We start from the raw sequence: 11826 nt of genomic DNA, 5'->3' as shown, positions 1-11826 counted from the left end.
TGCCATACATCCGCCCGATGAAGCACTTCGCCGCGTCTGCCCTGTACCTCGGCCTCGCCTTGACCGCGTCGGCCTGCGACGATGCCGACCCAGCGCGTTGTGCCGAGGCCTCGTGCACTCCAGAGCCTGACGCCCCAGATGCGCCGGATGGCGGCACCGATGCACCACTGGCCGAGGTGGCCGTGGTCGATTGCAACGCCGGCGTGGTGGCGGCGACGATTGAGGGCCTGGGCGGCGAATACGTTCCCGCAGCCACCACCATCGCGCTGGGGGCGACGGTGCGTTTTGCCATGGCCGATGGCCTTGAGGTCCAAGCCGGCACGCCCGCCGCCCCGACCGAGCTATTTTACGTCGCGCCTGATGCAACCGCCTGCTTCACCTTTAACGAGGTTGGCAGCTATGCCTTTCACTCGACGACCCACAACGTCGGCTTGCGGCACAACATCACGGGCAGCCTGACCGTCGAGTAAGCGCCGCGGCGATCGCGGGCGCGCCAGCTACCATGACGTGCGCACGCCGAGCGTCACCATCGGCTCGATCGATTGCGCGACGGACGTGACCCCGACGCCGAGGCTGGCGAGCAAGCGCGGCGACACTTGTTTGGCGAGATCGATGACGACTTGGTGGACGCGGGTCGACTCACCCAGCTGACTTACCAGGCTGGCCTCAAGTGCGAGTGACCGCGAGACCACTCGCCCGGCGCGCACCGAGAAGCCAAGCCCATCGCCAGCCATAGGCCTCACCACGTTTAGCGTGCCCGTGTGCGCGTGCATATGCACGTGGTCGCTGCCGCCGAGGCCGACGTGGTACATCGCGCTCACCTCGCCAAACCAGTGCGCCCCGGCGGCGTCGAGGGCGAGCGCAGGTACCAGCATGGTGTGGCTTTCGCCGAGCAACGCGCTGTCGCCAAGGCCCACCACCGCGGTCGCGCTGGCCCACAGCTGGTACGCTTGGGCGCCACGCGCCGCGCGCAGCACGCGCAACGCCAGCGTGCCCGTCGGATCAGCGAGCCCGGTTGCGACGGCGTCACCATGCGGCCAGGCGGTGGCATAGCTCGCCGACACCGCGACGCGCCACCACGGCTGCTCAGCGCCCAGCGTGAGATGATGCGCGAGCGCGTCGCCGGCGCTGCCATCGCGATGAAACGACGTGTATTGCGTCTGCCAGGCGAGCCCCACGCGCAGTGGGTATTGGTGTTTTCCCGGCGCCGCGTCCAGCTGTCGCTGCGCCATGGTTGCCGCGCTGGTGCCGTGGCAGGCCTGCGCCTCGACCGGCGTCGATTTGCTGGATGCAAGCGCCATGGCAGCCGCGATGGCCGCACGATAAACGAGCCGACGATTCATGATGGTTTAGTCCCAGGGATTGGCGAGCGCCGGATCGTCAAGCATCGCCTCGTCGGTGAGCGCGTGGAGAAATTCGAGGAGGTCGGCGCGCTCTTGCGGCGTGGCGTCGATGGGCTTGATAAAGCCGCTGCGCAGCGGGCTTAGCGCGCCATCGCCGGCGTTGGGCCCACCTTCGATCAGGCGGCCACCGCGGATGTAATGATCGAGCACGTCGTCGAGCGTCGCCGCGCTGCCGTCGTGAAAATAGGGCGCCGTCAGCGCAACGTTGCGCAGCGTCGGCGCGCGAAACCGCCCCATGTCGCCAGGCTTGGCGGTCACGCGCATGAGGCCTTGATCGCTGGCGGGATAGGCGCCGAGGCCATCGAGGTTATAAAGGCCGGTGTTGTGAAACAAGACCTCGTCGAAGGTGGAATTGGCCGTCTTGGTGGCATCGGAAAAATTGACGGTGCCGTGGCAGTGAAAGCATTCGTATTTCTCGCCAAAGAAGAGGTCCATGCCGCGGCGCGCGCCTTCGCTAAGCGCGGCCTCGTCGCCAAGGTAGGCCAGGCGATCGTAGGGCGAGCGATACGACAAAATCGTGCGCTGAAACGCGCCGAGCGCCAGCACGACGGCGCGCACCGAAATGGCCTCATCGGGAAACGCCGCCGCGAACAGCGCCTGATAAGTGGCGTCGTCGCCGAGGCGCTGCAGTAGCTCGGCCTCTTGCCCTGCCATGCCGAGCTCAACCGGCGCCTCGCCAAACATCGGCAGCAGGGCCTGCTCAGGCAATTCGCTGAGAAAGGGGCTGGCCCACGTCAGCGTGGCATTGTAGGCCACGTTGGTCAGCGCCATCGAGCTGCGAAAATGCGACTCGCCCGTGCTGCCGATCGCCAGCGCGAGCCCATCGGTAAACGCGAGCTGCTGCTGATGGCAACTCTCACACGACTGCGTGCCGTTGCCGCTGAGGCGCGTGTCGTAAAAAAGGTGCTTGCCAAGCGCGATACGCTCGTCGGTCATCGGCTCGCTCTCGGGCACATAGGGCCGCGGAAAATTTGGCGGCAGCACGCGATCGAAATAGGCGTCGGCGGTCGGGTTCACCGGCTCGGTGGGCGCGGGGCCGTCGCACGCTAGCAGCCACGCCGCGGTCGCGAACAGGCAAACCGGCTTGGTTGGCAAAAGGCTTGCAAGGCGCGACATAAGCCATCCTACGCCAACTTATGGCGAAACTGGGGCGGCGACAAAGGCCGTCATCGCGGGCGAATTGTCGCCCATAGCGAGGCCGAGGTTGGCAAACGGCGCGGGGCATTCCGGATCTGTGGTGCCTGACATGCAGCCAGGTGGGCCGCCGCCATTGACGGCGAGGTCGATGGCCCCAACCAGCTCGCGATAATCGATAACGACTTGATCTGCCTCGACATCGAAATTGGTCAACTCGATGACCGCGAGATTGTCCGCCGTACAGGCGGTGACGCCGCCAGCCGGCGAGCCATCACAGCCGGTGCTGCCGAGGTGGAAGTTAAACACCGGCCGTGGATCGCCTGGGTTGACCGGCTCGACCGAGGTGTCGATGCGGGCGAACTTGTAGCCGCCCTGCCAGTTCCAAAATAGGCTGGTTAGGTTAAGCGGCGCCGCGGCGAGCGACGCGTCTTGATGATTCTGCTCAAATGGCACGCCCAAGGTGAAGCGTAGCCCGGTGTACGTGCCCGCGGCGCGCGTGCCGGTGACAATGCTGCGCAGGTCGGTGGTGCCGTTGGCGCAAAGCCCGCTTTGATCTTCAAAATCGAGCAAGGCGACACCCTCGTTTTGCCACGGCGAAACCGTATCCATCGCCAGCGGCTCGCTGCCGCCCTGCGCATCTATAAATTCGATGTCATGCACGTAAAAACGCAGGTCCTGAAACTGCAGCGAGATGTCGGCGTTTGGGCCAAAGCCGGTAAAGACCTGATCGCAGGTCGCAGGCTCGTCGCCGACCGCCGCGGCAAACCGAAGCGACACCGCTTGCGGCCCCGCTGGCGGTGCGTCAGGCGTTGGCTCGTCGTGATCATGATGATGCGCGTTGTCGCCGCAGGCCGCGACCGACAAGGCAAGGACAGATGTGGTAGCGAGCGCAGCGTGTCGCCAGGTTCGAGGTAATTGCGTCATGCCCACAACCTTAGACCTCCGCCGCGCGGACACAACGCGAAATATTTTCGCAGACGCGCCGAGTTGGCGCGGCGCCTATTCGACCGTAATGGTGACGAGCTTTGTCTCAAGCGCGCCGTCGTGATCGACGGTCACGATCACCTCGATGTCGACCTCGGTGCCGCTGGCGACGTCAGCGGTCCACACCTCGGCGATATCGTACGCCGCTGTATGATCATGCGCATCGAACGTGGCGAGCACGGTGTCATCGGCGTGGTTGCGGACCTCGACCATCCAGCCGTGCATGGACTCCTCAGCGGTCACGGTGGCCTCGATCATCACCTCGGCCCCGACCGCAACGACGGCGCCATCGAGCGGCGCGGCAAAGGCGATTTCGGCGCCGCCGTGGGCGTGCTCATCGCCGCAAGCCATCAGGCTGGCGCTCGCGACGAGCAAAAGGGCAGTTGAAATTTGGACCAAGCGAGGTGAGGTATTCATGGCCATTAGGCTAGCGCACACGCGCGCTTGCCCGCCGAAACTACGCGCACTCGGAGGTGCGCAATATTTTCGCATCGAGGCGGCGATTCCCCCCCCCCGAAATGCCGCAATTATGGGGTCAAGATCCTCCTTAAGCGGAGGTATGCGACGACCCGGACACGACGCAACACCATGAAACTACATTACGCTCTCGCCGAGGCATGGCCTGCGGTTCATGGCATACGAATTGCTTAGGATAGGCGGCATGATGCCAAACCGACTAACGTTTATATCTCTTGGAACTGCCTGTTTGCTGCTCTGTGGCACGGCCCTTGACGCTTCGCTAGCCGACGCCGGCAATCCGTCAAAGGCCCGGATTGTGACCAAGTCCTCAGCCCAGAGCCGCGCCCGCGACGTATCGTCGGCGCCGCGGCCGAAATCGCTTGCAACCGCCCAAGCGGCACGAAGTGCGCCCTATGCCGGCAAAGTTACCGGTGACGCGATGACAATTCGAACCAAAGACGGCGCTAGCGTCGCCTTCGCGCAAGCGCGTATGCTTGGCGACACGCCCGTCATTCATCTCGATTTAAAGGGGAAGGGTCGCCGTGCCCCAGCCGCCGGCTCGGCAGCAGCCTTGGCGACAATTGTTGCCTCCAAGATGACGCTGCGCTCGGGCAAAAAACTCCCGTTGCTAATTTCAACCGTGCTTGTAAGCGACGATCTCAAGCAAGCCTACGACGACGCGCGGCGAGCTTCGGGTTGGAACTACGACACCGGCGTCGTCGACCCGACCAAGATGGAAGCCGCGACCGAGGCTTTATCGACCGCGCTCGCGCGCGAATTTCCCGACTTAGGTTCCGCCGGCTACGATTTCAAAAAGTCCGCAAGCCGGTCGCTCAACCATCACTACCGCCGTCCGCGATACGTCGCGACCGATCGCTACGTCGCGAGCTACGACCTGAACCAGCTGCTGCTGCTTGAGCCCGTCAAGACGTTCGTTAGGCCGAATGTCACCACACCTATGACCGCAGAACGCGTCGCCAATCCACCGCCTCGCGGCATTCTCGCGCACGTTGAAGACTAAAAACCATCGCCAGCCTTCGTCCCGGCCACCGCCCTCACGAACTTTGCAACCGCACCTGGCCCTACGCCAAGCGACCTAGCATAGACTGGTCCTAGCTGCCCCGGGACCTCAATGTACGGCAAGGATTCAACCTCAGTTCAGGCAACGCCTGCGATGGCCGTAGCATGCCTACCATCGATGCAAGTCGCCGCCTGTCTGCCCCGCCACGCTCGGTTGGCAGACTTGGTCAAACAGATCTGGATGGTGCGAGGCGATCGCGGCGCGCAGACCCATCAACGCATCATGCCGACGGGCGTCGTCGAGTTGATCTTTAGCCTGGCCGACCCACAAAAATTTAGGTGCCCTGAGCGGCGCACGCTGCGGCTCACGCCGACCTGTGTGGTCAATGGCTTCAAGTCGACCGCGGTCGACCTCCACCTCGCGGGTCAGCAAGATTTTTTTGGCGTGCAGCTGGCCTCCTACGCGCCGCGACTGCTCTTCGGCATTGCGGCCAGCGAATTGACCGACAAAATCGTAGGCGGGCACGATCTCCATCCGGGGTTGGCGGAGGTTCATGCGGCCTTGATGCAGGCCGCGACGTTTGCCGCGCGGGTGGTGGTCATCGAGCGCTATCTGCTTACGCAACTCGACCATGCCCACGCCTCGCCATGGCGAATGGCTGACGCAACCCTGCTTGGCGCGCGTGGCGGCGTCGCCGGCGCGGCCGCGGGCGTAGGCCTGTCGGAACGACAGTTTCGCCGGCTATGGCAGCAGTGGCATGGCATCTCGCCCGAGGCCTTTACGCAGATCGAGCGCTGCGTGGCGGCGCTTGGGGCCGTGCATGGCAGCCGGCGCAAGCTAACCGACATCGCCGCCGATTTTGGCTATTGGGATCAGGCCCATTTTATTCGTCACTTTCGCAAGGTCTTTGGCATCTCGCCCTCGGACTACAGGCGTCACGCTCGGCCCACAGACCCGCCGGGCCAGCTGGTTCTATAGGGCGGCAATGGCCGAAACGTACAAGTTTGCGGCGGCCAGCCATGGCAGCGTCTCCCCATGCTGCACCAATTTTCGCTCATCGAACGCGCGCTGCTGAAATTTGATGTCATCCCCCACCCCTTCGTCGATGCGGCTAGCTCGGTTGGCCTGGGCTATGCGCTCGCCGCCGCCGTCAAGCTTGGCATAGTTGATCATGTCGGCTCGGCGCCGCGCGCGGCCGAAGACATTGCGCTGGCGGCAGGGACCAGCGCGGTTGGCACACGGCTGGCGTTAGATTGCCTTGATGCGCTTGGCTACGTGACCCAGTCGGCGGCGGGCTATGCCTTTAGCAAGCGCGGCCTCAAGCACTTGGCCAAGGATGCGCCCGAGAGCTTTCGCTATTTCATCTTGTTTTGCGACTACTTGTACAAAGGCTACGGCCAACTCGACGAAACCATCAGGCTCGGCAAGCGCCGCCAAGGCAGCATGTTAGATGAAATGGATGAAGCCGGGTGGGAGCTCTTCTCGCGGGCAATGATCGAAATTTCGCGCACCAATCTCAAAGAGGTCGCGGGCCTGGTTGCCGTCCCAAGCGGCGCAAAATCGATCTTAGATGTTGGTGGCTCACATGGGCAATACAGCATGGAGCTTTGCAGGCGGCACCCTAATGCGTCCGCGACGGTCTTAGACTTGCCACCAGTTCGGCGGTATGCCGATGAGTGCATCAAGCGCGATGGCATGACCGCGCGCGTCGCCTTTGTCGAAGGGAATTTTGAGTTAGACGATTTGCCGGGCACGCACGACGTCATTCTCGCCTTCAACATCGTGCACGGCCTCGATGAGGCGGGTTGTCAATCGCTGTTTGCCAAGGCGTTCCGCGCCTTGCGCCCAGGGGGGACGTTGGCGGTGCTAGACCAGATCAAGGGCACCGGCGGCAGCACCCAACTCGCCAAGGCAACCACGTCATACATGGCGCTAAACCTCCTGCACCAAGCCGGCGGCCGTACCTATACCGCAGCCGAATTGGGCGAGTTTGCGCGGGTGGCGGGCTTTACGGCCTCGCGCCTGCGCAAGCTGAACTCGCCAGGCTTCGGCGTGGTGAACTGCAGCAAGTAACGGGCCCTCGCCGGTGTGTTTCGCCGACTGTTCCTTAAGAATTCAAAGGCTTGCTTCGACATGCCAGGCACTCAGTTGACATGAAGGGGCAATGACCTCACTTGGTGGCTCAGGAGACGTGGAGATCGACTGGGCAAGGACAATTCCACCGCCACTGCCTCCGCGAAATCGCTGTGTCAGCGGCTGTTAGCTTGATTGTCTTTGGAAGGCCTGACCGCCAGGTGACATTTGGCACCACACGGAGGCCTATTGCATACACATACGTTGCTCGTTCTGCCCCTCTTGATCTGCACCGGCGCATGTATCAACCGCGACATCGCCAAGGTGCCGCCCAAGCAGGACAAAGTGGAGGTCAAGCGCATCCCGGTAAAGATAAATCGCAACATCGACATCTTGTGGGTAGTCGATAGTTCAAAGTCCATGGACGGTGAACAGGCGGCGCTCATCGCCAACTTCCCCGCGTTCATTGGCGTGCTCGAATCCATCAAAGGTGGCCTGCCGAACGTGCAGATGGGCGTAATCTCGACCGATGGTCGCGACATTGGCGGCGGTGGCGGCAACTGTGGTGGGGGCGGTGGCACGCTCAAAGCGCCCGCAGGCAAGTCGCCCTTCATTACCGACATTTTGCCCGAAGGCGCGCCCGCGCGGAGCAATAGCTGGGAGGCCGATGGCTACGCCAGCCTCGCCGCGGCGTTCTCCGCTTATGCTACCAACATAGGCACGAGCGGCTGCGGCTTCGAACAACATTTCCAATCGGTCATCGACGCGGTGGCCCCAGCGGCAAATCCTGGCTTCATCCGCGAGGATGCGTTTTTGGCGGTGATCTTCTTAACCGACGAAGATGATTGTTCGGCCGCGCTTGGCAACAACGACCTGTATGGCGGCACACCGCAAGCCCCAGGGCCCTTGGGGCCGCGCTCGTCGTATCGCTGCTGGCAGTATGGGGTGCATTGTGAAGGGGATGCGGCGGACAACGAACGGCTGCCCGGCGTTAGGCGCAATTGCGAGCTCGACGCCGACAGCCCTTACACCATGGGCCTCGACACCGTCATCGACGCGCTCGAAACCGCCAAGCGCAAGCGCCAGCTCATTATCGCGTCGATCCAAGGCGACACCGATGTCGATAACGTCAGTATTATTCAAACCCCCGCGGCGTGGGGCCCGCCCGGTACGCCAGAAAACCCACCCGAGTCCTCGCCAGTTACGATGGCGCCTTCCTGCGTGCAGCCTGGCGCACCGGATGTCTATGCCGACGCCGGCGGCCAAGATTTTATTGCGCGGCCTGCCGTTCGGCTGAAGGCCTTGCTCGATACCTATCCAAACCGCAGCTCATCGCAGAGCATTTGCGCGGGCGACCTAACGCCAGCGCTGACGCAAATCGCCAACCTGCTCAAGGAGGTGGTCGGCAATCCGTGTATTCTCGGCGATCTCAAAGACGCCGACCCAAACACCGCCGGCCTTCAACCCGACTGCCAGGTTTCCATCATAACCAACGACGGCGAACCCGATCAGTCCGAAGAGATCTTGCCCGAGTGCTCGCCGAGCATCACCACCAATTGCTGGAAGCTCGAAACCGACGCCGTGCAATGCGATGAAACCGATCACCATCTCATCTTGGTCATCGAGCGCGAAGAAACCGAGACCGACAACCTCAAGACCTTTGTCGCCGGCTGCGTGCTTAACTAAGAGGGTCACTCACGGCCTCAAAATCCAAAACAATACCAATTAGTTGCGAAGCAAACTGCGTGATTTCGGAAGTCTTGGAAGTTACGCAGTTTGGTTGGTATTCTCCGAAACTATTGATAAATTTTGCCAGGTGACTGACCCGCTATGGATGTGCATGCTGGCGCTCGCAATGAGTTGCCAAGGGCGGACGGCGGCGCCGGTGCCCGAGCAGCCAACGGTGCCGCCCCCACCCGCGGCTGCGCCAGCACTTGCATGCAACCGCGACGCCGACTGCCAGCCAGATCCAACGGTTGGCGAGCCGCACCGCTGCGTGGCAAAAACCGCCGCCGCGCGCGATGCCACGACGCCGTTTGATCGCGGCGCCACATGCGCCTGCCTTGCGGGCGCGTGCGGCGTTGTGTTTCCCGATGCCGGTGCCGGCGCAACTCAAACGGCTTCAACCTGCCGCGATTGCGTGGTGAGCTATGAAGACAAATGTTGCGCGCCTTCAAATTGCAAAGAGGACCGCATCGAAGAAACGATCGCGCAGCAGCGAGCGCGCCATGCGGCGTGTGCGCGCAAAGATTGCTACCAACCCAAGCGCGCGATTTGTACGCCGGTTTCCGTTTCGCCGTAACCCATCGTCGCAAACCTCGGCTTAAATTTACAACCTTACGTGATTGCCACGCAGGCAGCGGCTAAGCACTGGGTTTGCCACGCTGACAAAACCGCTGGCTTCACCGACGCGCAGATCGCGCGCAGCGGGCGAAAAATCCAAGCATTCGCCCATCCCAGCGAGCGGCGCGAGCTGGCCCGTTGCTTGCAAAAGCGACGGCCATGTCAAAATCAATCTCAATGTTCTTGTTCATTGCCGTCGCGGCTGTTTCCCGAACCGCAGTCGCCGATCCAGCGCCACCAGCGGCGCCAACGCTCGGTATAGGAATTGGCTATGATTTCACGTCAGACACGGCTATCTCGCCACCAAATGCGGCGAGCGTGCGCCTCGTGGTGTCGCCACGGCTCGCGTTCGAGGGCGGGTTGCGCCTAGAAACGCGCACTGAGAAATTCGGTAATCCGGCTGGCGAGTCCATCGAACGCTTCGGGCATTTCGGACTCAACGCCCGGGCCTTGTTTCGAGTGGCTCGCCGCGGCGAGACGGATTTGCATCTTGTAGGCGTTGCAGGCTTCGCGCACGATCGCGCGCATGCCGACTATCCGGGAACGGACCCGTCGAGCAAATCGACGGCGTATAGCTTGGGCTACGGCGTTGAAGTGCAACGATGGATCGGCAGACGCATCGCCATCAGCCTAAGCGCCGAAACCACGGTGCTGACGAGCTGGCGGGCAACCCAAGACGGTCAAGGAGGAATATTTTCCGGCGAGACGTCACAGCTCAGCTTGGCCTGGAATCCACAGGTGCGGCTGCAACTGCACTTGTATTTCTAGGTGCTGGGATACTCACTGCCAAAAAAACCAAAATGATTCATCGCCACGCGAGCTACCCAAGCAATGGATTCTTGGTTTTGACGCCCGCAAAGCGGCTGAAATCGCGGTCGGCGGTAAGTAGGCAATCGATGCCGTGATCGTGGCAGAGCGCGGCGACGCGTGCATCGTGCACCATGCTGCCGACGGTCTTGGTCTTGACGCAGAGCTCGAGAATCGACACCACGCTCTCGCCGCTCTCAAGTAAAATTTGCAGCGATGGTGATGCCAACCATGCGCGGACTTGATCGGCGGCTTTGTCCGGAGTGGAAGGCGTTCTATAGATTTTCGGGTGGGTCACAACCCCGTAGAACTCGATTAAGCAATGCAGCGCAATGCCCCACGGCGACGCGCCGCTGGCGAGGTCGCGTACGACGGTGCTGGCTTGCGGGTGCCACGGCGAGTCGCGCCTGTGGGCGTAGACCAAGATGTTGGTATCAACCGCGATCATTTGGTGCCCCCGCGCCCGGCGTACAACAAGTCGCGCACGTCGCTCCAGCTTTGGGCCTCGGCGGTCAGGCCATCGCCGCCCACCGAGCAATCACGCAGGACAAAGGCCGTAGGCTTGCTCGCCCGCGCCGCCAATTCCTTGGCCAGGCCGGCCTCGATGAGCTCGCGCAGGGTGGTATTGCGCTTGGCGGCCTCGGCCTTGGCGCGCCTCAGCAGGGCCGGGGAAAGCTCGACCGTGGTCTTCATACGTCTAACTATATCTTTTAATATGGGTGTATGGCAAGCGAACATTTTTGGCCCTGACCTGGCAGCCCGAGCACGGCCCGTGAGAGAGTGCGCCGCATGAGCGAAATCAAGATCTCCATCGCGGCCATAGGGGCCTTGCTCCTAGCGGCCATCATCTACGGCAGCTTTTATGTCGTCCAGCCTGGCCATCGCGGCATTCTCGTCACGCTGGGTACGGTGGCGCCGGCCGCCGCGGGCGAGGGGGTTGGCTTTAAGCTGCCGTTCATCACCACGGTCAAGCAGGTCTCGGTGCGCCAGCAGACCAAAGAAATGAAGGCCGACTGCTACAGCAGCGACCTGCAGCAAATCAATGTCGAGTTGCGCGTGCTGTATCGCCTGCCCGAGGGCAGCGTGATCCGTGTGTTTAAGGATTTTGCCGGCGATCCGTTTGAATCGCTGATCTATCCGCGAATCAGCGAAGCGCTCAAGGAAGTGACGGCCGAACAGTCCGCCGAAACCATCGTCAAGAAGCGCGAGGAAATCAAGAGCCGTGTGCTCGCCTCGGCCAAGAGCAAGATCGGCGACATCCTCTTTATCGAAGATATTGTCATCCAGGACGTGGCGTTGTCGAACGAGCTCGAGAGCGCCATCGAGTCAAAAATGGTGCAAGAGCAAGAGGCCGCCAAGGCCAAGTTTACGCAACAGAAGGCGCAAATTGAAGCCGATACCGCGGTAGTTAGAGCCAAGGGCGAGGCGGAAGCGATTCGCGTCCGCGGCGAGGCGCTCGAGCGCAGTCCAGGCCTGGTGCAGCTGCAAATCGTCGAGAAATGGAACGGCGTCTCGCCGCTCGTGGTGGGCGGCGGCGGCCAAGGCGCGAATATTTTGCTGCCGATCGACGGCGGCGCGCGCGGCGCAAAGTAACCCCAA

General features: G+C 62.3%; 14 protein-coding genes. 8 read left to right on the top strand and 6 right to left on the bottom strand.

The genetic code is table 11. The annotated features are described in order from the left end of the window. The first annotated feature begins 17 nt into the window (after window positions 1-17). Window positions 18-470, top strand: coding sequence for a hypothetical protein (locus tag IPL79_15060; GenBank protein MBK9072298.1), 453 nt, complete (start codon window positions 18-20; stop codon window positions 468-470). 27 nt (window positions 471-497) lie between these two features. Here IPL79_15060 and IPL79_15055 read toward each other — a convergent pair whose 3' ends face one another. The 4 genes from IPL79_15055 to IPL79_15040 form a co-directional block, all read right to left on the bottom strand. After that, window positions 498-1343, bottom strand: coding sequence for a hypothetical protein (locus tag IPL79_15055; protein MBK9072297.1), 846 nt, complete (start codon window positions 1341-1343; stop codon window positions 498-500). A gap of 6 nt (window positions 1344-1349) precedes the next feature. After that, window positions 1350-2519: a di-heme enzyme gene (locus tag IPL79_15050; GenBank protein ID MBK9072296.1), complete on the bottom strand. Its 1170-nt coding sequence runs from the start codon at window positions 2517-2519 to the stop codon at window positions 1350-1352. 18 nt (window positions 2520-2537) lie between these two features. Next, on the bottom strand, window positions 2538-3464 hold the full coding sequence (locus tag IPL79_15045) for a metallo-mystery pair system four-Cys motif protein (GenBank protein MBK9072295.1): 927 nt from the start codon (window positions 3462-3464) through the stop codon (window positions 2538-2540). Window positions 3465-3539: 75 nt separating this feature from the next. After that, window positions 3540-3941, bottom strand: coding sequence for a hypothetical protein (locus tag IPL79_15040; protein MBK9072294.1), 402 nt, complete (start codon window positions 3939-3941; stop codon window positions 3540-3542). Window positions 3942-4299: 358 nt separating this feature from the next. Between IPL79_15040 and IPL79_15035 the strand changes: the two genes are divergently transcribed. The 6 genes from IPL79_15035 to IPL79_15010 all read left to right on the top strand — a co-directional run bounded on the left by IPL79_15035 (window position 4300) and on the right by IPL79_15010 (window position 10188). Next, on the top strand, window positions 4300-5004 hold the full coding sequence (locus IPL79_15035) for a hypothetical protein (protein MBK9072293.1): 705 nt from the start codon (window positions 4300-4302) through the stop codon (window positions 5002-5004). 177 nt (window positions 5005-5181) lie between these two features. After that, on the top strand, window positions 5182-5982 hold the full coding sequence (locus IPL79_15030; GenBank protein ID MBK9072292.1) for an AraC family transcriptional regulator: 801 nt from the start codon (window positions 5182-5184) through the stop codon (window positions 5980-5982). Between the two features lie 57 nt (window positions 5983-6039). After that, window positions 6040-7077 (top strand): methyltransferase domain-containing protein, encoded by a 1038-nt coding sequence (locus IPL79_15025; protein MBK9072291.1) that lies wholly within the window; start codon window positions 6040-6042, stop codon window positions 7075-7077. Window positions 7078-7341: 264 nt separating this feature from the next. Continuing rightward, window positions 7342-8763, top strand: coding sequence for a hypothetical protein (locus tag IPL79_15020; GenBank protein MBK9072290.1), 1422 nt, complete (start codon window positions 7342-7344; stop codon window positions 8761-8763). Between the two features lie 154 nt (window positions 8764-8917). After that, complete coding sequence (locus tag IPL79_15015; protein ID MBK9072289.1) at window positions 8918-9379, top strand: hypothetical protein; 462 nt, start codon at window positions 8918-8920, stop codon at window positions 9377-9379. A 200-nt stretch (window positions 9380-9579) separates the two neighbouring features. After that, complete coding sequence (locus IPL79_15010) at window positions 9580-10188, top strand: hypothetical protein (GenBank protein MBK9072288.1); 609 nt, start codon at window positions 9580-9582, stop codon at window positions 10186-10188. 52 nt (window positions 10189-10240) lie between these two features. Here the strand turns inward: IPL79_15010 and IPL79_15005 are convergent, their stop codons facing one another. Together IPL79_15005 and IPL79_15000 are read right to left on the bottom strand one after the other, a co-directional pair. Continuing rightward, window positions 10241-10675: a PIN domain-containing protein gene (locus IPL79_15005; GenBank protein MBK9072287.1), complete on the bottom strand. Its 435-nt coding sequence runs from the start codon at window positions 10673-10675 to the stop codon at window positions 10241-10243. Then, entirely contained in the window at window positions 10672-10932 is a 261-nt protein-coding gene (locus IPL79_15000) for a DUF2191 domain-containing protein (GenBank protein ID MBK9072286.1), read from the bottom strand. The genes IPL79_15005 and IPL79_15000 overlap by 4 nt, the downstream gene beginning before the upstream one ends. Before the next feature lie 84 nt (window positions 10933-11016). Here IPL79_15000 and IPL79_14995 point away from each other — a divergent pair, with 84 nt between their 5' ends. Then, the gene (locus IPL79_14995; protein ID MBK9072285.1) at window positions 11017-11820 is read left to right on the top strand and encodes a prohibitin family protein; all 804 of its coding nucleotides are present in this window, start codon (window positions 11017-11019) and stop codon (window positions 11818-11820) included. Window positions 11821-11826 lie beyond the last annotated feature (6 nt).

Source organism: Myxococcales bacterium (assembly GCA_016716835.1).
Taxonomy (GTDB): domain Bacteria; phylum Myxococcota_A; class Polyangia; order Haliangiales; family Haliangiaceae; genus JADJUW01.
Note: the sequence above shows the minus strand (reverse complement) of the source record. Positions and strands in the feature narration are given on the sequence as shown.